Annotated in this window: 17 protein-coding genes; 13 read left to right on the top strand and 4 right to left on the bottom strand. The window is 48.0% G+C overall.

Annotated features, from left to right (window positions below):
* The first annotated feature begins 118 nt into the window (after positions 1-118).
* The 6 genes from AC3WRW_RS04205 to AC3WRW_RS04180 all read left to right on the top strand — a co-directional run bounded on the left by AC3WRW_RS04205 (position 119) and on the right by AC3WRW_RS04180 (position 7,199).
* Entirely contained in the window at positions 119-1,429 is a 1,311-nt protein-coding gene (locus AC3WRW_RS04205; RefSeq protein WP_492545109.1) for a hypothetical protein, read from the top strand.
* Positions 1,430-1,457: 28 nt separating this feature from the next.
* Positions 1,458-2,573 carry an ABC transporter substrate-binding protein gene (locus AC3WRW_RS04200; protein ID WP_492545108.1) on the top strand — a complete coding sequence of 372 codons (1,116 nt, stop codon included), beginning with the start codon at positions 1,458-1,460 and terminating at the stop codon, positions 2,571-2,573.
* Between the two features lie 87 nt (positions 2,574-2,660).
* The gene (locus AC3WRW_RS04195; protein WP_492545107.1) at positions 2,661-4,307 is read left to right on the top strand and encodes an ABC transporter permease; all 1,647 of its coding nucleotides are present in this window, start codon (positions 2,661-2,663) and stop codon (positions 4,305-4,307) included.
* A gap of 12 nt (positions 4,308-4,319) precedes the next feature.
* Positions 4,320-5,402, top strand: a complete 1,083-nt coding sequence (locus tag AC3WRW_RS04190; RefSeq protein ID WP_492545106.1) for an ABC transporter ATP-binding protein — start codon at positions 4,320-4,322, stop codon at positions 5,400-5,402.
* A 32-nt stretch (positions 5,403-5,434) separates the two neighbouring features.
* Complete coding sequence (locus tag AC3WRW_RS04185) at positions 5,435-6,352, top strand: ComEC/Rec2 family competence protein (protein WP_492545105.1); 918 nt, start codon at positions 5,435-5,437, stop codon at positions 6,350-6,352.
* Between the two features lie 28 nt (positions 6,353-6,380).
* Positions 6,381-7,199, top strand: a complete 819-nt coding sequence (locus AC3WRW_RS04180) for an inositol monophosphatase family protein (protein ID WP_492545104.1) — start codon at positions 6,381-6,383, stop codon at positions 7,197-7,199.
* Between the two features lie 57 nt (positions 7,200-7,256).
* On the opposite strand, the gene AC3WRW_RS04175 is transcribed toward AC3WRW_RS04180, so the two are convergent.
* The 3 genes from AC3WRW_RS04175 to AC3WRW_RS04165 are packed head-to-tail and all read right to left on the bottom strand — an operon-like array spanning position 7,257 to position 10,737.
* Positions 7,257-8,342, bottom strand: coding sequence for a Ger(x)C family spore germination protein (locus AC3WRW_RS04175; RefSeq protein ID WP_492545103.1), 1,086 nt, complete (start codon positions 8,340-8,342; stop codon positions 7,257-7,259).
* The gene (locus AC3WRW_RS04170; protein ID WP_492545102.1) at positions 8,339-9,397 is read right to left on the bottom strand and encodes a GerAB/ArcD/ProY family transporter; all 1,059 of its coding nucleotides are present in this window, start codon (positions 9,395-9,397) and stop codon (positions 8,339-8,341) included. The genes AC3WRW_RS04175 and AC3WRW_RS04170 overlap by 4 nt, the downstream gene beginning before the upstream one ends.
* The gene (locus AC3WRW_RS04165) at positions 9,394-10,737 is read right to left on the bottom strand and encodes a spore germination protein (RefSeq protein ID WP_492545101.1); all 1,344 of its coding nucleotides are present in this window, start codon (positions 10,735-10,737) and stop codon (positions 9,394-9,396) included. The genes AC3WRW_RS04170 and AC3WRW_RS04165 overlap by 4 nt, the downstream gene beginning before the upstream one ends.
* 232 nt (positions 10,738-10,969) lie before the next feature.
* Between AC3WRW_RS04165 and AC3WRW_RS04160 the strand changes: the two genes are divergently transcribed.
* The 6 genes from AC3WRW_RS04160 to AC3WRW_RS04135 all read left to right on the top strand — a co-directional run bounded on the left by AC3WRW_RS04160 (position 10,970) and on the right by AC3WRW_RS04135 (position 16,659).
* Complete coding sequence (locus AC3WRW_RS04160; RefSeq protein ID WP_492545100.1) at positions 10,970-12,235, top strand: MFS transporter; 1,266 nt, start codon at positions 10,970-10,972, stop codon at positions 12,233-12,235.
* A 252-nt stretch (positions 12,236-12,487) separates the two neighbouring features.
* Positions 12,488-14,080 carry an ATP-binding protein gene (locus tag AC3WRW_RS04155; RefSeq protein WP_492545099.1) on the top strand — a complete coding sequence of 531 codons (1,593 nt, stop codon included), beginning with the start codon at positions 12,488-12,490 and terminating at the stop codon, positions 14,078-14,080.
* Between the two features lie 169 nt (positions 14,081-14,249).
* Positions 14,250-14,831: a TetR/AcrR family transcriptional regulator gene (locus AC3WRW_RS04150; protein WP_492545098.1), complete on the top strand. Its 582-nt coding sequence runs from the start codon at positions 14,250-14,252 to the stop codon at positions 14,829-14,831.
* An 18-nt stretch (positions 14,832-14,849) separates the two neighbouring features.
* The gene (locus AC3WRW_RS04145; protein ID WP_492545097.1) at positions 14,850-15,497 is read left to right on the top strand and encodes a DUF2306 domain-containing protein; all 648 of its coding nucleotides are present in this window, start codon (positions 14,850-14,852) and stop codon (positions 15,495-15,497) included.
* A 1-nt stretch (position 15,498) separates the two neighbouring features.
* Positions 15,499-16,110 (top strand): VC0807 family protein, encoded by a 612-nt coding sequence (locus AC3WRW_RS04140; RefSeq protein ID WP_492545096.1) that lies wholly within the window; start codon positions 15,499-15,501, stop codon positions 16,108-16,110.
* An 18-nt stretch (positions 16,111-16,128) separates the two neighbouring features.
* Positions 16,129-16,659, top strand: coding sequence for a GNAT family N-acetyltransferase (locus tag AC3WRW_RS04135; protein WP_492545095.1), 531 nt, complete (start codon positions 16,129-16,131; stop codon positions 16,657-16,659).
* On the opposite strand, the gene AC3WRW_RS04130 is transcribed toward AC3WRW_RS04135, so the two are convergent.
* The gene (locus AC3WRW_RS04130; RefSeq protein WP_492545094.1) at positions 16,608-17,516 is read right to left on the bottom strand and encodes a helix-turn-helix domain-containing protein; all 909 of its coding nucleotides are present in this window, start codon (positions 17,514-17,516) and stop codon (positions 16,608-16,610) included. The two genes, AC3WRW_RS04135 and AC3WRW_RS04130, sit on opposite strands and share 52 nt — an antisense overlap.
* A gap of 122 nt (positions 17,517-17,638) precedes the next feature.
* Between AC3WRW_RS04130 and AC3WRW_RS04125 the strand changes: the two genes are divergently transcribed.
* On the top strand, positions 17,639-20,164 hold the full coding sequence (locus AC3WRW_RS04125; RefSeq protein WP_492545093.1) for a glycoside hydrolase family 2 TIM barrel-domain containing protein: 2,526 nt from the start codon (positions 17,639-17,641) through the stop codon (positions 20,162-20,164).
* Positions 20,165-20,176: the final 12 nt, after the last annotated feature.

Here is a 20,176-nt window from a genome sequence, read left to right as displayed (position 1 = left end):
AATGATTTTGCGAAGTAAGAGACTAGCAAACTTCGTTAAGTACGACTCCAAAATGAATGGAAAATAACTTGATTTTACGGAGGGGCAATATCTGATGAGGAAATTGGTATTAAGTCTCATGTCAGCATTAACTTTGATTATTCCTTTCTTCACGAATGCGAGCACGACGCATGCCGCAAGCTATGCGGAGCTGGCAGCCCACTGGGCGCCTCAAATTTATCAAGATGTCAACGCCGATCTTGACGTACGCGCCGATTTTATTACCAACTTCAATTACGACGGCGATTATCTGGCTCTGAATAACTGGGATAATCTCTTAAATTACAATGAAAATGCGTATGTCTACTACAAAGTTTCCGAAACGCTAACGCATTACTTTATCGAGTATGACCTGTTCCATGCCAGAGACGATGCTTACACAAGACCTCTGGATGCGCATGAAAATGATTTCGAAGGCTTATTCCTTGTCATCAGGAAAGACGGATCCACTTATGGCACCTTCCAGTTGATGGAAACGATGGCTCATAATCAATGGTACGATTATACGAATGATCCAAGCATTACGACAGGTTCGGATGACGTTGACGGCGGAGTTCTTTTCAACGGAAGCCATCCGAAGGTGTTCTGCCAAGCGAACGGACAAAGTCCAAGCGGCGGACATGGCGTCAAGGCCTATGACGGCTCAAGCGCTCCGGGCGGAGATGGCATCGTCTACGACTACACAGGTACTGCGCAATTCCCGACTAACACATCGGGCAGCTACACGAACCACTACGGCTACGCATTGATTGAATGGGGCGATCTCTGGAACCGCAGGAATGACCCTAACATTTTCTCATCTTGGGGCACTATCGCAGGCAACAACCATACGGCCAACTCTGCGAATGCGCCATGGGGATGGGATGACAAGGACGACGGCCCGGCTTTGCAAGGAATGAACTGGTCGGATCCGGCTCACCAAGTCGATGTACACCTCAATGGTTTAGGCAATTTCTCGCATACTTATGTATTCAATCCTTACTATTCCCATAAAATTGTCCTCCAAAATGTACAAAGTTTGGAAGACCGTGACCCGTTCGGCGGTAAAAGCGATGTGTACATAAAAGCATATGTCAACGGTCAGGGTCAGACGGACGCTAGATTCTGGAAGAAAAACGATGCGCCTAAGAATCAAATCTTTAACATTGCTTTTGGTGCAAATGATGCGGAGTTCGGTCCTAACTTCTCCGAAAGCTACAATACGGTGTATGTAGCGAAACCATCGAATACCAACGTTGAAATTCATGTCTATGATTCAGACGGCACATCCGGCGATGATGATATGGGGTATGTATCAGCGGTTGTAGCGCCTGGAACTACGAAAACATGGACCGACGCGCTAACAAGCAATGGTCAAGCTAAAGTATCGGCAGTCGTTTCTGCCCAATAAAAAAGAGAAATGATCTAGGAGGATGGAAATGTTTCAGAAACCCAAAGCACGCACACTAAGTTTGTTATTGACCGCTTCATTTATGTTAACGACAGTTTTAACAGGGTGTGGAGCTGGCGCCAGCAAGCAAGCTGCCTCGCCAACGACGGCCCCGGCCAGTACGGCGGCAAGCAGTGAGCCGGCCAAAGCTACGACAGCTCCGGAATCGAAGAAATTGGTTGTTTACGCGGCATTAAACGAAGATGATATTGTGCAAATTCAGAAGAAGTTTAAAGAAGATACCGGCATTGAGATTGAATACTTGCGTTTAAGCGGCGCTGGAGAGGCCAGCACGCGCATTCAAGCCGAGAAAGCAACGCCTAAAGCGGATATTTTCGTAGGCGGATCGGTTGAGTTCTATGAGCCGCTGGCTCAGCAAGGCTTGCTTGAAAAATACACGTCCCCTAACGCCAAGGATATTGAATCGCGATTCAATGATCCGAAAGGCTACTGGCAAGGATGGTATATGGGCGTACTCGGTATCGTTCTGAACAAGGAAAGATTCCAAAAAGAGCTTGCTCCGAAAGGCGTTAAAGAGCCGGCAACTTGGGACGATTTGCTTGACCCTGCTTATAAAGGCTTGTTCCTTACGTCCAATCCTGCGACAGCTGGCGGCGGGTATATCTTCGTTGCTGACCAGATGTTCCGGTTGGGCGAAGAAAAAGGTTGGGACTATTTGAAAAAACTTAACACGAATGTTCATCATTACACACCTGCTGCAGGCGACGGAATTACGCTTACGGCTACAGGCGAGTTCGTAGCTGCGATGTCTTGGGCGCATGATATTGTCAAATCCGCTCAAAAGGGCTATCCGATTAAAGTCATCGTTCCTGAACAAACGGCATTTGAGATTGGCGGAGCCGGTATCGTCAAAGGTGGCGCGAATACCGAAAATGCCAAGAAGTTCGTGGACTGGCTGTTAACCAAACCGGTTGGGGAAATGAATACGAAAATGTCCAATCGCTACTCGGTCAGAAAAGACGTTGCACCACCGGAAGGCATGATCAAGATTGAGGATGTTAAACTTGTCAACTACGACAGGGAAAAGGCTTCTCAAATGAAACCGGACGTTGTGAAGAAATTTACTGAAATGATAAACAAATAAAATGCTGTAGAACATGTTTGATCGCCTCCTCTTGCTGCTAATCAGCAGGGGGAGGTGCATCCATCTAACCGAAAGGTGTGCAAAGCTTTGAGTTCAACTACTGTCAAGGAAACCTGGGCGGAAATAAAGAGGTTAAAAAGCGAACCCGTTTTGGCTTTGGGTGTGGCAGCAACCATTCTGATTACGTGCTTTTTTGTCGTTTGGCCGATTATGAAAGTGGTAAGCTTCACTCGGTTTGAGGATTATCTTAAGCTTTTTACGTATACGCGATGGTATCATGCTGCCTTGAACAGCTTGTTTATGACAGTCATTTCAACCGTTTCCTGTACGGTCATTGCGTTTGTTTTTGCCTATACGATTACAAGACTCAAAGTGCCTTTTAAAGGTCTCTTCAAATTTATTACGATATTGCCCATTGTGTCCCCTCCTTTCATTGTTGCCCTTTCCTATATTCTGCTCTTTGGCAGACAGGGCATCATTTCGAAATATGTGCTGCACGTTAATCTTGATATCTACGGCTGGCATGGTCTTTGGCTGGTTCAGACGATGACCTTTTTTCCATATGCTTATGCGGTTATCCACGGCGTTTTGAAATCGACCTCCAACAACTTGGAGTATGCCGCTTATAATCTCGGAGCTACGCATTGGCAAGTATTTACGAAGGTATTCCTTCCCTTGTGCAGGCCGGGTATTGCAGGCGGAGCGCTAATTACTGCGATGAGCGTTCTCGCGGATTTCGGCAACCCCATGATCATAGCCGGGAACTTCACGGTGCTGCCGACGGAGGCTTACATGCAAATGTCAGGATTGTTCGATTTGAATTCGGCTGCGGTGCTTTCGACAGCGCTATTGATTCCTGCGCTTGGTCTTTTTGTGTGGAACAGGGCTTGGGTTGGCAAACGTTCTTATGTCACCGTAACCGGCAAAGAAACGTCCCTCGACCATTTTCCGCTCCCCAGCGGTATTAAATGGAGTTTGTTTGCCTTCTGCATGCTCATCACACTCATCGTTCTCGCTGTCTATGGCGTTCTGTTCTACGGCGCTTTCACCAAGACATGGGGATATGATTGGTCGTTCACTTTGCAAAACATCCATTATGTGACAGCAAAAGGGCGAGAAATTTACAACAGCTTGAAATACGCTTTGCTTGCTTCGCTGGCGGCCGGTTTCTTTGCCCTCCCCTTAGCTTATATCGTGCAAAGAAAGCGTGTAGGCATCAACCGACTGCTTGATTTTTTGGCAATCTTGCCGGGAGCTGTTCCGGGAGTCTTTCTAGGACTTGGTTTTGCCATGGCGTTTAATGAAAAACCGTTTCTGCTGACGGGAACTTCTCTAATCATGGTTCTTGCTCTCATGTTTTGGAATTTGCCAACCTGTTACAGCGCCAGCCTTGCCGGCCTGCAGCAGATCAGCGGGGCACTGGAAGAGGCTTCGCATAATCTTGGCGTGAGCAACTTTACGACATTTAGGAAAATTATGCTGCCCTTGCTGAAAGGTCCGTTCCTCTCGGGAATTGTCGTGTCTTTTCTGCGGTCAGTGACCTGTTTAAGCGTCATTATTTTCATTTACTCGGCGAAGACTTCCGTAGGAACGGTGTCCATTCTTGGATTGGTCCAGAACGGAGCATGGGGCAGCGCATCCGCCTTTACGATTGTCCTCATTTCCATTGCTTTCGTTGTCTTGGCGATAGCTGAATTTTTGTTGAAAAAGCAAGGCAGATCGATAGAACTTTAAGGTGGGGAAACGATGAACACGGAGAAACCGATGATCCAATTTACTAACGTATCCAAAAGCTTCGGAGACTTCGAAGCGATCAAAGGCGTGTCGCTCGACATTCCCGAGGGCAGTTTCACTACATTTCTCGGACCAAGCGGATGCGGAAAGACGACATTAATGCGGCTGATCGCCGGATTTTATGAACCGGACGCCGGCGACATTTATATAGAAGGAAACCGGGTCAATGGTCTGCCTGCATTTAAGCGAAATACGCCGTTAGTGTTTCAAGAGTATGCGCTTTTCCCTCACATGACGGTTTACGAGAATATTTCGTACGGTTTAAAGCTGCAGAAGCCTTCCCGTCAAGAAGCGAAGGATAAAGTGGATACCATGCTCAGTATGTTCGGGCTTCAAGGCTTACAGGACCGGCTTCCCCGTGAGCTGAGCGGCGGACAACAGCAGCGTGTCGCTTTTGCCAGAGCGCTTATTATGGGACAGAAGGTTCTGCTCATGGATGAACCGCTCAGCAATTTGGATGCCAAAATGCGAGTGGAAGTGAGAAATGAACTCAGAGAGCTGCAGCAGCGGCTGGGCATTACGGCTATTTTTGTGACGCATGATCAAGATGAAGCTTTATCGGTCTCAGATCGAATAGCCGTGTTCAATAAAGGGCGGATCAGTCAAGTCGGGGATCCTTGGGACATTTACTTTAAGCCGGAAAGTAAGTTTGTAGCTGATTTTGTCGGCACGGCTAATTTTATTGATGGTGAAGTTGTGGCGGAAGAAAAGGATGATTTGGTTGTTAAATGCGGAGATGCTCTGTTAAGAGTATACCGGAGCAACTATCCCTATCGGTCTGGGGAACGAGTGACGCTAGTGATTAGACCGGAATGCATTTCTATCAGCGAACAGCCTGTCGCCGGCGAGAACGTGTGGAACGGAGACATACAAAGAAGCAGCTTTCTGGGACGGATGATTCGCTATTGGGTCGATGCTTCCCCTTTTCAGTTGATTGTCGATGACAACAGTCCGATCGTGCGCGGCTACCTGCAGGGCAATGTTTGTTTAACGGTGGATAAACATAAAATTCATCTGCTGCGGTTTGAAGAATAAGGCCGTACACTAATCATAGAGGTGGTAGGATTATGCCTGGCGCTAAAGTTGAATTTCTAAATGTCGGGTGGGGAGACGCCCACTTTATTCAGCTGCCTTCCGGCGGCATGTGTTTAATTGACGGGGGAGACGGTACTTTCTCCGAGGATCATGACCATCCGTTATCTTGGATGAATCGGAATCAGACGGATCGATTGGAATGGATGATTCTTACCCATATCCATGAAGATCATATCAACGGACTCTTGGATGTGGCTAGAGCCAAAACGGTGGTCAAAGCGGTTCTTCCGTACGAGCCCTTCGATCTTCCGGCGAAACAAGCGGTGCAAGAGCAAGGGGATCCTTTGGCTTGGAGAGTTTATCAAATGCTGGCATCCTATCTAGACTTCATACAAGTCTTAACCGAGCAGGGCACTGAAATCATTTGGCGCAGCCAATACGGGTCAAGCGAGGAGTCAGTTATCTGGTCGGAGGAGGGCATGACCTTGTCGCATCTGTATCCTTGGAAAGAAGATCCCCTCCCAGCCTACGACGTACTTATGGACGTTCATGTGTTTGAGAACTTGCCGCGTTTCTTTGAATTATCTAATTATGATAGTTCTGTCCTTCGGCTTAGTTCGATGGATGAGCCGGACGCCAGCGTTCTGTTCGGCGGGGATCAGCTGGAGCCAGGGTGGGAGGCGTTAGTGCAGCGAACGGATATTCGAAGCACAATTTGGAAAGTTTCTCATCATGGCATGGAGGATGGCTTCAATAGCCGGATTCTGTCGTGGATTCAGCCGAAACACTGCATCATTCCCGTTTGCTTGGAGAAATCTCAAGCGTTCCAGGAGAACTGGGAGAAACTGCGCTCCAGTACAAACGCCTCCTTTTATCTCACTGGAAGTTATGCCAAAGGGAATCCGCACTATATAGACAACGGATCGGTACCTATCCGAATCGGTTTTTAAAATAGACTGTTATGAGAAGGAGAGCATAATGAACGAGCAGTTAGCGTATGAAGACGCCATGATGCAAGATGCAATCCGGTATGTGAAGGAAGCGGGCAGAGAGATCATGAATCTCATTCATAAGCCCTTGAATATACAAGAAAAGAAGAATCAAGCCGATCTGGTAACGGAAGTGGATGTGCGAAGCGAGCAGCTGCTGCGTGATCAAATTAATCGCGATTATCCGAATCATTGGATTCTGTCCGAAGAAAGCGACGGGGGCAGGGAAGATTCCCATAGCACGCTATTGCAGCCTCCCGCGGGTTACGGTTGGATCATAGATCCCATCGATGGGACCATTAACTTCATACATGCCATTGCCCATTTTGCAATCTCTGTAGGTATTATGAGGGATGGAGTGCCGATATGCGGGATTGTTTATAATCCTGTCACGAATGAACTTTACTCCGCTCGAAAGCAGGGAGGAGCCTTTCTGAATGGCCAAACCATTCAAGTAGGGAAGGAACAGGAGCTCGGTCAAGCCTTGCTGGCAACAGGGTTTCAAGCCATTGACTGGAAACCGAACTCCGTTGTTGTAGAGCAAATAGGAAGAATGACAGGCTTAGTCCGAAGCGTACGCATTATGGGGGCTGCCAGTCTCGATTTATGCCTGGTGGCGTCCGGACGGTTGACCGGATTCTGGCATGACGGACTGTATCCTTGGGATGTCGCCGCGGGCATGGTCATTCTGCAAGAAGCGGGCGGAGCGATAACGAATATAGAAGGAAGACCGTTTGCATTAAGCGATAACACGTTGCTTGCATCCAATGCTACCCTTCATCAGGCCTTGATTTCTGTTTTGCAGTGAAGCTGATTACCTATACGAAAGGCTGTCCCCCAGGCATAGAGATGACTGGGGGCAGCGCTATTTGCTAGGTTTTTTGATTTTATTCGGAGACTTTAAATAAATACTGTTCAGTATGGTAATTTCCGTAGTGACTTCATTGTCCAAAGCCACAAACCAATGTTCTTTCCAATCTTTAAGCTGCTTCTCAGTCATCTTTTTTCGAAAAAGCTGCCCGATGGCAAGAGCGTCCGCCTTGTCATTTTTGAGCTGGGTGAGCAATTTATTGGCTCTTTTCTCAAGGGTTTCTTTGAGCTTTGCTGTAATCTGCTCTTCGGATTCTTCATTTTTATTTTCTAAAATTTCTACTCTCAACAGAATTCGGCTCTTTAGCTTAGGTCCTGACGCCGTCCAAGCGACGGAATGTCTGATACTTGCTTTTTTAATCTTCACACTGCTTTGATCGGCAACCTCAATGGTTCCGCCGGTGTACCTCTCCTGGAACACATTGTAAATCAGCACTTCGTTAGTAGAGATTTCGCCGACCATTTTATTAACGCGCATGATGGATGAGCCTTCAAATTTATACAGGGTGTCCGTTCCTTTCGTGAGAATCGGAATCGACATGTCTTGCGTATAAGACTTGATATCCCGGTAGGCTTCCCATAACCGCGTTATCGTAGTCTCAGGTGTCCAGCCCGCCTGCTCACTGAAAAAATCATAGGAAGAAAGCTCCGGATTCGCATTGATTTGATGATGGATCACTTCATCGAAGTCCCCTCTGGCAATGGCCAGCAGCCCTTTAATGGAGATATCGTTCGCCTGTACCGCGTAATCGATAATATCGCCAATATCTTCTCTTGCCGTTTTCTCACAGATAAGAAACAGCCGGATATGCAGAAGATCGATACTTTTTTCTGCTTTTGTCCGAATGTTGTCAATCGCATTGGTAATGGTCGCGGAACTGCTCTCCATATATTGCGAACCTTGCTTCTCGGGACTCGGAATTTGCAGGATAATTCGGTAATCTTGATTTTTCTCTTTGCAAATCCCCATGACGACAGGCATGAGCCGCTTATTGATATCTTTCGTATCCCAACACCCTGTAAGGAGCGAGCTTAAGGTGCATAGCAGCAGTACAACCGATAGGAATGAGCGACGGATCAAGCAGGATTCCTCCTCCTCAAACTCATGAGAATGACGGCAAGCGGGATGCCAATAATGCTGTAGAAGCAGAGGGAGGTATTCAAGAGAGTAAATTTCGACAACATATCAATATTATCCAAATAGCAGCTGAAGCTGTAAGATAAAATGCCGACCACGAGGACAGCGATCCCCCGCTTGTTCTTTAAAAACAGTTTTTCGATTAACGTGGCCATGACCCAAAAAATCACAGCCCCCTCCACCATCGCAATCGCGATCATCGCAATCACAAAAAAAGTAGGGAGCCAATCAAATACAACCCACTCCGTATCAATCGTGTCGGAGGTTAAGACATTAGGAAAGCGAAAGAAAATAATCGCTTCCTGCCCGAAAATGAGCATGGGCACATAGATGGAGGATAGCGCAAAAATAAATAGCATCCCTAAAGCTAGAGTGACAAGAGAAAACGGCAGACGGCGCTTTAATTTAACCAACCCTAAGAATAAGAAACCGGAATGCGCAAAAAAGGCAGAATAAAACATCGGCCGCTTGAAGAAGCTCAATCGCGTATCAACGAGGGGGTAGAGGTTGTCAAAATCAAAGTTGCTAATTGCGCTTAGCAGGGAGAACACAACTAAAGGAACCACACAGATGAATACGGCGATCCCTCCTCTTGAAATCGCTTCATAGCCTTTCCAAGCGATGTAAAGAGGGATGGCATAGAGAAATAAGATGAAATAAACAGGGGTATTCGGCAGCAAAAAGATACTGACCGATTCAACGGAATAGCTGTATGTAATGTTGGAATTCAGAAATAAATAGAAGATCAATGGAAGGAGCAAAAGGCGCGCCATCCAGTTTCCCCATACGGTTTTGCATATATCCACGATATCCATATTGGGAAATGCAGAGAGCCCTTTGACAAGTGCCCAAACACAACCCAATTCCACAAGAAAACCTACGAGGATAGGCTCCCAATGTCCTGAGGCAGATGCTTCAATCATTTTTACAGGGTAGATGTAAAAATACCTTGAGAGATGAACGGCGATAAACATCGTTAATAAGGCTTTATTGCTCATTTGGATTTCCCTCTTTTAGTGGAGAGGCTTAAATACGGCACCTCAAACGTTGTAATCGTACCAAGGTAAAAACAAAACAAGACAATGGACGTCATTAAGCCGAGAATACCATATAAAGCGCTAAATAAGATTACGACGTATTTATACAACCGAATAGAGACTGTGTTCATATACGTCCCCATCGTAAAATGCGCGATCGTTGAGCCAGCTACGACAATAATCAGAAAATAACTGACTAACCTGGCTTGAACGACAGCTTGGCCCAGAATAATACCGCCGACCATCGTAATGGTGGGGCCGATACTTTTGGGCAGACGAATACTCGCTTCGATGACCATTTCAATAATCAACAGCATCATTAACAATTCAACAAGCACGGGATAGGGAACACCCTCCCTGGAGTTTGTGATCGAGACAGCCAACTGGATTCGCAATAGTTCAGGGTTGACGGAATTGAGAACGACATATAATCCAGGCATGGAAATTGCGATGATTAAACTCGTGATCCGAATAATTCTGTATAGATACATATACAGAGCAGGTTGATCTTTATCCGTCTTGACGTCCCAAAAGTCGGATATAATCGATGGAAAAGAAATGGAGAAAGGAAAATGATCCATGAAGATGACCACCCGGCCGTCCATCAAATTATGTTTGGTTGTGGAAGGAAGCTCTGAAGTTATATAAGTTGGGACAAGACTGTAGCTCGGTTGCTTGAGCGCTTTCAGCAGTCCTTGAACATCAGAAATATCCATCTTAGCGTTTTCATTCAAATAGGAATGGATAAGCTGAACGACTTTCGGATCGGCTTGCCCGTCCACATAGACGACAGCCACTTCACGAGTAAGCTCTGTTCCGAGTGTAAAGGTCTCAACGTGCAAATCTTTGATTCTCATTTTTCTGCGTATGAGACTTATGTTTGCATACATGTCTTCCGTAAAGGCATCCAGTGCGGTTTGAATCGGATTCTCCGTTTGAGCTTCGGCAATACTACGACCGCTGTCGATCGCAGAGGGCTCAAGCACGATATTTTCGTACCCTTCTTGCGGGAAAATAATTAACATGCCATGCAAAATAGAACTCACGAGTTCGGTTAAGGGAACATTCACCCTTGTTGAAGGGGACTTGGCGATCCGGTCGATCAGGTCATCCTGGCCATGCAGATGCGACAACCGGGCTATCAGTGTGTCAAAAGATTCTTCATACTGAATCAGTGTCCCTATGTAGCATACGTGAACTTGAACCTGATATAGACTGGCTTCCTTGCTTACAAAATCAGAATTACGCTCAAAAACTTGATCGATATAGGCTATTTTTGCTGCCCTTGTCGGGGTGCTCATCTCTCATCTCGCCTTTTACTTGTGATTTCATCAGTCCTTAATATCCTCCATTTGCGTTTCAATTACTCCAAACGAACAAAAATTAATTGAACGGGAAAACGCCGCGCTATCAGATAAAGCCCAACCTGCAGCGCGAAAGAAGAGATGGCGAAAATTTAACGTTGACGTTAACGTTATATGGATCTATGATGAATGCAGTCGATATTCTAAATGAAAAGGAGTCTTCTAAAACATGGCATCTTCAGCTACGAAAAAAGCCGGCGCGGCTTCACAGGCAGGGCAAAAAACGAACAATGCCAGCATGTTTAATCAGCCGGTTGCCGTATGGGCAGTCGCCTTCGCCAGCATTATTGCCTTCATGGGACTTGGACTTGTAGATCCGATTCTGCCGATGATGAAAGATCAATTAGGTGCGTCGGACAGCCAGCTTACACTTCTCTTCACCAGCTATAACGCGGTCATGGCCGTCGCCATGCTCGTAACGGGGGTGATCTCCTCCAGACTGGGCATTAAAAGAATGCTGCTTGCCGGCATCGTATTGATCGCCCTGTTCTCTGCGCTTTCAGGCAACGCGAGCAACGTCATGGAGATCGTTTGGCTTCGTGCCGGATGGGGACTAGGTAACGCGTTCTTCGTTGCTACCGCGCTCACTGCGCTCGTCTCGATGTCCAGAGTCGGCGTTGCCAAGTCGATTATTTTGTTTGAAGTCGCCGTCGGTCTCGGCATTTCCGTCGGGCCTCTCTTAGGCGGGGAACTGGGCGCGATTTCTTGGCGCGGCCCTTTCTACGGCGTCGCGGGGCTCATGGTCATCGCATTCTGCTGCATCTATTTCATGATGCCGAAACCGTCAGCGGGAACGGTCACCGCATCTGTGCCGAAGAAGAAAGCATCCATCCTCGACCCGTTCCGGGCGCTGAAGCATCGTTCGCTGCTCGTATTCGGCGTCGCCGCGATGCTGTATAACTTCGGATTTTTCACGCTCCTTGTCTACGCTGCACTCGTGCTCGGCCACCTGCACCATTTGGACGTTCACCAGCTCGGATATGTCTTCCTTGGGTGGGGCCTCTTATTGGCGTTCACTTCCGTCTTTATGGCTCCTAAGCTGCAGAAAGCACAAGGCACGATCAAAGCCATGTGCGTTCAATTACTGCTGTTCGCCGTGACATTGGGAGTGATGGGCTATTGGACAACGGACAAAGCGGTCGTTATTATAATGGTCATCCTAGCAGGCGCATTCCTTGGCAATAACAATACGCTCATTACGACCGCGGTTATGAATGCAGCACCTATTGAGCGTTCTACGGCTTCCGCCGCGTACAGCTTTCTTCGCTTTATCGGCGGCGCACTTGCCCCGTACTACGCGGTCAAATTCGCGGAATGGTTCAACTTCCATGCTCCGTTCTATATTGGAGCGGGCTTCGTCGTTTTGGCTGTCATCGTCATCGGCTTGAACAGCAAGCATTTGAAGCATGTAGACGAAGTAGAAAGCGCGCATTAACGATAAAATTTCGCCACATTGCCCGGGAAATTGTTTTTGAAAGAAGTCTGGCGTGTCTGCACGCGTCAGGCTTTTTTGTCTTTGCTAATGGACTGAGAGGCCCTTATTAGATGGAAAAGATCCTCTTTGAACATTTGTACTCTCATGATATTTGTATTGGCAAAGCACTATGGTATAATTTACTAAAATAGGGATCGGATTAAGAGTCTAAGGCTTTCCGAATGCTGAACCAATAACATTGAGGAGAATCACATGGACATTAGGATTGAGAAATCCCGCCAAAGGTGTTTTCAACTAGGTTTGGACCCTAATGGGTTACCTATGCCGGGTTTAAAGCTGACAGCTAAACAACTTTATGATGAGAAGCACAAATATAGCGATATTCTTGTTGTAACTAATTATTTTGCGGAGAAAATACTAGCTTTCTTGGTAGGGTCGCCTCATCTCATTGTCGTCACGAATGATGAAGGATTTATTATGGACAATTACGGCGATGAGGCGATGAAGTCGACCATAAGCAAATTTGGCATTCATGAAGGCATGAAATGCGAAGAAAACACGATGGGGACGAATGTGGTGTCCCTGGCGCTTCAGGAGCAAAAGCCGATTCAAATCATCGGCAAGGAACACTATCATATAATGTTGGAGCAAAGCGCATGCTATAGCGTACCGTTCCATTTCTCCGGATTTCACAATCTGTCAGGCGCTATTGCGATTATGACCACTGTCGAGCATCATCATCCTGCGTATTTAGCGCTGCTCGCCAATATGGTAGATTCCATCGAACGCGAATTGTCGCTTCGGCTAACTAATCATAACCAGAATCTTATCCAGCAGCTTGTCGTCAGCAATATGCGCAATGGGATTATTATGACGGATGAACGAGGAATTATTACTGAATTTAATGCGTTTGCGGAGAAAATGACCGGACGAAATCGGACCAGTGTGATCGGCACGCCGGTATTTCCGTTTGAACATTTTGGCAGCTACTTCTATCAAGCTCTGAAATATCGCAAACAGAGCGAAAATATCGAGTTTACGCTCCGTTCCTCCTTGGATAAGGAAAATGTGTGCCTCTTCGATGTGCTGCCCATCTTAAACGAACAAGGCGAATTGCTTGGCGCTTTCGCACAGTTTCGGGACATCACGGATCGCGTCGTTTTGGAGAGACAAGTGATCAATTCGGAGAAATTTTCAGCCATTGGGAGAATGGCCGCGGGACTAGCCCACGAGATAAGGAATCCTCTTACAGCTATTATCGGTTTTTTTCAACTCAGCAAGCAGGCCAAAGAGCCGTATAAATTATGGAACTACATCGATTTGATTGATACAGAGCTACAGAGCATGAAGCAGCTTGTTTCCGACTTTGTCGTCATGGCCAAGCCGGGCTCGCCCGAGAGAAAAGCCGTTAACCTGCAGGAATTTTTGAAAGATACGATTCGATTTATGGATAGTCAAGCTATTTTAAAAAATACAGCCATTCGAGCTAATCTGGATAACGTATTAACGATCGCAAAGATTGACCCTTCTCAAATTAAACAGGTCCTCATTAACCTCCTTCAAAATGCCATCGAGTCCATAGAGAAAAACGGGGTCATTCAGCTCAGCGCGGAATTAGACAGAGACAATGGCAAGTTTAAGATCATAATCGAAGATAATGGCGTGGGAATGACAAAGGAAGAATTGGATCAAATTATGAATCCGTTTTTTTCAACCAAAGAAAATGGCGTCGGACTTGGTTTATCAATTTGTTACCGGATTATTGAAAATCATAAGGGGACCATGACGGCGACCTCGACGAAAGGCTTTGGGACGCGGTTCGAAGTTACGCTGCCATTAGAGTGAAATGAGTGAAATGAGCGTCAAAGAAGACGGATAGCCCAAAACTGCACGAGCGACATGTGCGGTTTTTTTTTGCGAAAATAAGTAAAAAGCCCTTTACAAACCGTCGGTCGGTATTGTAAGATAAGTCCATAACAAACCGCTGGTCGGTATGCCGGGAGGAAAAAGCAAGATGTCATCAGGAAATGGAAGCTTTCAAACGATCATGGACGCCACCGAGGCGCTAATTCAGGAAAAGGGATGCAGACAAACGACGCTGCAAGATATTATCGGGCGCACCGGGCTGTCTAAAGGAGCTATCTACCACTATGTAACAGGTAAAGATGAGCTGCTGGGCCTGCTGCTCAAGTCACGTGTAGAGCAAATCAACGCGCGCTTCACGGAGGTGGTGAACAGCCCGCAAAGCTCAGGACTGGGCAATCCGCTGCAGCTTATTGCGGAAGGGATGCTTCGCTCTTCAAGCCATAGCAATGTCACGAACAAAATTTTCATCTATTTGCTCAGTCAGATGGATAATCCGAAGGTAGCGCAGATCGTGCAAGAGGTGTATGCGTTCACGCTGCAGACGTGTGTGAAGTGGATAGAAGTCGGCAAACTGCACGGCGTCATTCCGGCTCAAGTCGAAGGAACGAAGACCGCCGAGGCGCTGGTTACTTTTTTATATGGCATGCGCGTTCAAAATACGATTAATCAAGAGCAGGGCGGAATGACAGCGGAAGAATTAGTTGCTTTCATGACTCGCGCATTGCGTTGAAGAAAGGGGAGGAACGACGTGTTTAATAAAAAATTTATTATACCGGCAGTTTATGTACTCGCGTATCTGCTTACCTTCTACGTGGTGCTTCAATACATGATTTTCAGTCCGAGCCAAGCGGGAATGGTCTCCGCGAAGCTGGAGGATGCCTCGTTTCCGTATCTCATGTGGAAAATATTTTTTTATCCGCATATTATTCTTGGGATGATCGCGCTGCTGGTCGGCGCCTATCAATTGACGGATAAGAGCCGTCGGAATCCGAAGCTGCATAAGCGGCTGGGACGTATTTACGGTGTCTCCATTCTGGTGAATGTGCTTGTTGTGCCATATATTGCCCTGTATGCTACAGGCGGAACGCCGACGACCATTGCTTTCATGGTGCTGGATATTTGCTGGCTGGTCACAACGGCGATGGGCATCAGGTTCATTATGAAAAGGGATATCGAGCGCCATCGCGCTTGGATGCTCCGCAGCTACGCCATCTCATTCGTGTTTGTGACGTTCAGGATCGTCATCGGACTCGTTCAATTATCAATGGATGCCGAGCGAAGCTTCACTTTCCCGCTGTCCGTGTATTTGTCGATCGCGCTAAATCTTGTTTTTACAGAGATGTATGTCCGGAAACAGAAGAAGAAATTTCAAATTTCAACGCGAGGAGCGATGTAAGATGTCCAAACGGAATTATGTGATTTTTACGCTGCTGGTTAACGGTCTTGTACCTTGGGGGCTGTATGTCTGGCTCTCCGACTATATGAGCAGTCTCGCCGCGCTGTCCATTGCGACCCTGGTGCCTCTGCTTGACAATCTGGTTCATCTGATCAAACACCGAAAGCTGGATGCTTTCGGAACGCTGATGCTGTTTACCTTCCTCTTCACGATCGTGCTTGTATTATTAGGAGGCAGCGAAAAAATATTGCTTGTCAGGGAGTCGTTAATCACTGCCTCGGTAGGATTGGTTTTCTTGGGTTCGTTGTTTTTTCGCCGTCCGATCATGTACTACCTTGCGCTTCGGTTCATCGCTCAGCCTAGCTTTGCAGCGAATTGGGACTATGCCTACTTCCGTTTTGTTATGAGATTGATGACTTTCGTCTGGGGCCTTATGTTGACGATGGAAGCAGCGGTACGCGTGGTGATGGTTTACCAGCTTTCGACGAGCACGTACTTGGCGCTTTCGAACTTTGTGCTGTATGGCTTCATCGGAGCCGCCGTGTTATGGACGGTTGTTTACCGCCGGCATTCTGCGGCCAAATTGAACCAGCTCAAAACAAACGGCATTTAAGCGGGAGGGGATGGACGTATGGAGATCATTCAGCTGACCAAAAAAGATGGGAAAAGTCTGTTGTCGTTGTACAGAACGGTTTCGGCGGATTTGAACCGGCGGGGCGTAAACCAGTGGGATTGGTTCTATCCCAATCGGTTTGTCATTCAAGGCGATGTAAAAAGAGGCACGGCATTCGGCATACGCGATAGTGAAAAATTGATCGGAGCCGTCGTTATAGACGCCATCCAGAGCTCGCGTTATGCTGGCTTGCCATGGATTCATCAAGAGGCAGGACCGGCTCGCTGCATTCATCGGTTGGCGGTAGACCCCGCTTACCAAGGGCAGGGCTTAGGCAAAAAGCTGCTGCAATTCGCGGAAGAGCAAGCACGCGGAGCGGGCGGAGCGAGCATTCGGCTCGACGTCTTTTCCGGGAATCCGGGAGCCGCGCAGCTGTATGTGCGGGCCGGGTACCGGCAAGTCGGCACCATCCGGTTTCCGATGCGAAGCGAGCCGTATTATTGCTTCGAAAAATTGCTCAGCAAATCATCGCTCGATTTAAATGTATAAGGCGTATACCCGACATGCTTTTTGAACAATTGGCAAAAGTAAGAGAAATTGCCGAGACCAACCGCCTCGCCGATGTCTTGAACGGACAGATCGGTTGTCTTGAGCAGCCAACAAGCTTGGCGGATGCGTCTGGCCGTCAAGTACTCGGTGATCGTACTGCCGATCGACTGCCTGAACGTTGCAGACACATGATTCGGGGAGAGGTGAACGGCCTGCGCCAGCTCGTCCAGCTTGAACGGCTTGCTATAATTTTGTTCGATCCAAGCGAGCATACGCTCCGCCATCGTTGAGCTTTTGCGCGGAAGCTTAACCGCCGGCTCCGTTTGTAAAGCGTTCGTCATATCCGCGTCCGCACGCAATTGGTGCATGAACGCAGTCAGAAAAAGCAGCTGCTCCTCAAGCAGTCTTTCCGCGCCTTGCTGGGCAGTCTTCTCAATTCTGGGCGCGTAGAGGCGAAATAAATGTTCAAGTTCAGTCAGATTTGAACTATGGAAAGACTGGGGCGATAACGGATCTTTCCACAGCTTCCGCAAAAATTGTTGGAGTGCCGGAAACACGGCCAGAGCTGTCTCAAGGACGGCAGGCTCCAGAACGAAAAGCGAGCGGACATACCTTTCTTGCGGAAGATTATAGAGGCGGAGACGATGTAGCTGAAAAGGACGAAAGCAAAAAATCGCCCCCGGAGCCATCTCAACGATTTGTTGTTCAATTACGGCAATACCTCTGCCTTCATGGACGACAAGCAGTTCCATGCCCTGGTGGGCGTGATACACTTCTTCGAACTCATGCGTTCTATTTTTGAAAAACGAGAATTGGGCGGGATGAACGTTTAAATTCATGTAATTCATCAGCTTCATGAACGAGATCTCCTCATCGTAATCTAACAACATTTTATCATAAGAGGGCTAAACTTTATTAGCCTTTTTTTTGGTACGATGTAGGTAGGTTATTTGGCAGCTAGAGGAGGAACGACACGTTCATGATAAAGGTTAGACTAAATGAAAATTGGGAGCATTACCGCGGTTCTTTAGGCGGCGCTTGGGAGGTTTGGCGTTCGGATAAGCTGCAAAATCACTACAATGTGCCATGGGAAACGGTTACGCTTCCGCATACCTACAATGGATACGACGTGATGGACCCGGACAGCAAATATTATCAAGGGCAAGGCTGGTACCGCAGCAAGCTGGCGATTCAGAACCCTTTTCCGAAGGGCAGAACACTGCTGCATTTCGAGGGCGCCGGGCAGCGGACGGATGTGTATGTGTACACGGAGAAAGTGGATTCGCATCTTGGCGGATACGATGAATTTACGGTTGACATCACGGAAGCGTCCGAAAGGGCCAAAGAAATCGAGCGCTACGCTGGAAAGATCCCGGTTGCGATTGCGTGCGATAACAGCAGAGAGCTGGAAACGATCCCTTCCGATGCAAGCGATTTCAATTTGTATGGCGGGGTGTACCGCTATGTCAATCTTGTGTATGTGCCGCAAATCTCTTTAGCGCGTGTGCATATTCAGACGGAGTTGGAGGAAGCTGCCGGAGACAAAGCGGCGGTCGGGAAAGTGAAAGTGCGAGCTAAGCTTTACAATCCGGATCATGTCGCCGGGAACGTGATATTGACGATTGCGCTGCAGCAGCATGACGGGACGGTCGTCGCGAAGTCGGTGATCTCGCTGCCGGCATGGCAGGGCGAAAAGGAGCTCGCCGCTTTCGAGGTGGCGCATCCGCAGCTGTGGTCGGTGACAGAGCCGAATTTATACAGCTGTTCGGTGACGCTGGTTTGTGAAGACGGCGAAACGAAGGTGGATGAGCGGTTTGGTTTCAGGAGCTTTGAGTTTGTTAAGCAAGGGCCGTTCAAATTAAACGGGGAACGCCTTTTGCTGCGCGGCACACATCGTCATGAGGATCATGCCGGCGTAGGAGCGGCCATGACCGAGGACTTGATTCGCGAAGAAATGCAGCTGATCAAAGATATGGGAGCGAACTTTATCCGTTTGGGACACTACCAGCAATCGCGTATCGTCCTTGATTTATGCGATGAGCTGGGGCTGCTCGTTTGGGAAGAAATTCCTTGGTGCCGCGGCGGACTGGGCGGACCGGAATACCGTCAGCAATGTATCGACATGCTCACTTCCATGATCGAACAGCATTACAATCATCCTTCCGTTATTTTGTGGGGACTGGGCAATGAGAACGATTGGGAATGCGATTTCGATTATTTCGATCAGCAGGAGATTCGCGCTTTCATGAAAGAGCTCCATGAGCTGTCGCATCAGTTGGACCCAAGCCGACTAACTGCGATACGCCGCTGTGAGTTTTGCAAAGACATTATCGATGTGTATTCGCCTTCGATCTGGGCGGGCTGGTATCGCGGCGTCTACACGGATTATGATTCGAGCTGTCAAGCCGCTTTTGAAAATGTCGATTCGTTCTTCCACATGGAATGGGGAGCGGACAACTTGCCGACGCGGCATGTGGAGGAAACGTATACCGGCTTTACGTTTATGAACAAATCCGAAGGCGCAACGGACGAGCGGGATGGCGATTATTTATTGACCGGAGGCGAGCCGCGTGTTTCCCGCGATGGGGATTGGTCAGAGACTTATTTCTGTGAAATGATCGACTGGTATTTAAAATCACAGGAAAACATGAGCTGGCTGACAGGCGCGGCCCAGTGGTCGTTCAAGGATTTCTCAACGCCGGTGCGTCCCGATTCGCCGATTCCTTATTTGAACATGAAAGGGATCGTCGAGCGTGATCTGACAACGAAAGAAGCTTATTATGTGTTCCAATCGTACTGGTCGGACAAACCGATGGTGCGCATTTATGGTCATACCATGCCGGTGCGCTGGGGGACTGACGGCGAGCGGAAGATGATCAAGGTGTATTCGAATGCCGAGGAAGTCGAGCTGTTCTTGAATGGGGAAAGCCTGGGCGTGAAGCGCCGAAACTCGCAAGATTTCCCATGCGCCGGTTTGCGCTGGGAGACCGAGCTGCGCGCTGGAGAGAACCATATTCGTGCGGAAGGTGTTCGTAACGGCGTTGCGGTGAGCGACGAGCTGCGCTTCCATTACCAAACCGAGTCATGGGGAGAGCCGGCGCAGCTGAAGCTGACGACGAAAGCTTTGGAGGACGGCCGGGTTTATGCGGAAGTGCTTGCGTATGATGCTGCCGGTGTTTTTTGCCCGGATGCGGCGGCTTTCGTCCGGTTTGGGTTAGCGGGCGACGGAAAGCTGCTCGATAATTTGGGGACGATCCGCGGCTCAAGACTAACTCAGCTTGCTTCAGGACGTGCGGGAATTTATGTGGACCCGTTTGGCGGCTTGCCGGCGGGCATTACGGTTACGGATTTTGTGAGTGCCGGCGGTCCGGCATCCTCATTAAATTCGAAGTCGGCTGGCGGTATGGATGCACAGCGGAGCTACACATCCGTTCTCAGTGCGGCTTGTGACGGGATGCTTACCGTGACGGAAGTAGTCACAGTCAAGGGTTGGACAAACAAATAGGAGGTTCTTAAC

The sequence above is a fragment of the Paenibacillus sp. FW126-R14 genome, assembly GCF_058789495.1.
This window is presented reverse-complemented; position numbering and strand designations above follow the sequence as displayed.

Excerpts from the sequence above, each read along its gene's own strand:
- AC3WRW_RS04200 (WP_492545108.1), top strand. The coding sequence starts at position 1,458 with ATGTTTCAGAAACCCAAAGCACGCACACTAAGTTTGTTATTGACCGCT.
- AC3WRW_RS04160 (WP_492545100.1), top strand. The coding sequence starts at position 10,970 with ATGGCATCTTCAGCTACGAAAAAAGCCGGCGCGGCTTCACAGGCAGGG.
- AC3WRW_RS04180 (WP_492545104.1), top strand. The coding sequence starts at position 6,381 with ATGAACGAGCAGTTAGCGTATGAAGACGCCATGATGCAAGATGCAATC.
- AC3WRW_RS04155 (WP_492545099.1), top strand. The coding sequence starts at position 12,488 with ATGGACATTAGGATTGAGAAATCCCGCCAAAGGTGTTTTCAACTAGGT.
- AC3WRW_RS04185 (WP_492545105.1), top strand. The coding sequence starts at position 5,435 with ATGCCTGGCGCTAAAGTTGAATTTCTAAATGTCGGGTGGGGAGACGCC.
- AC3WRW_RS04150 (WP_492545098.1), top strand. The coding sequence starts at position 14,250 with ATGTCATCAGGAAATGGAAGCTTTCAAACGATCATGGACGCCACCGAG.
- AC3WRW_RS04165 (WP_492545101.1), bottom strand. The coding sequence starts at position 10,737 with ATGAGCACCCCGACAAGGGCAGCAAAAATAGCCTATATCGATCAAGTT.
- AC3WRW_RS04140 (WP_492545096.1), top strand. The coding sequence starts at position 15,499 with ATGTCCAAACGGAATTATGTGATTTTTACGCTGCTGGTTAACGGTCTT.
- AC3WRW_RS04170 (WP_492545102.1), bottom strand. The coding sequence starts at position 9,397 with ATGAGCAATAAAGCCTTATTAACGATGTTTATCGCCGTTCATCTCTCA.
- AC3WRW_RS04190 (WP_492545106.1), top strand. The coding sequence starts at position 4,320 with ATGAACACGGAGAAACCGATGATCCAATTTACTAACGTATCCAAAAGC.
- AC3WRW_RS04125 (WP_492545093.1), top strand. The coding sequence starts at position 17,639 with ATGATAAAGGTTAGACTAAATGAAAATTGGGAGCATTACCGCGGTTCT.
- AC3WRW_RS04135 (WP_492545095.1), top strand. The coding sequence starts at position 16,129 with ATGGAGATCATTCAGCTGACCAAAAAAGATGGGAAAAGTCTGTTGTCG.
- AC3WRW_RS04205 (WP_492545109.1), top strand. The coding sequence starts at position 119 with ATGTCAGCATTAACTTTGATTATTCCTTTCTTCACGAATGCGAGCACG.
- AC3WRW_RS04130 (WP_492545094.1), bottom strand. The coding sequence starts at position 17,516 with ATGAAGCTGATGAATTACATGAATTTAAACGTTCATCCCGCCCAATTC.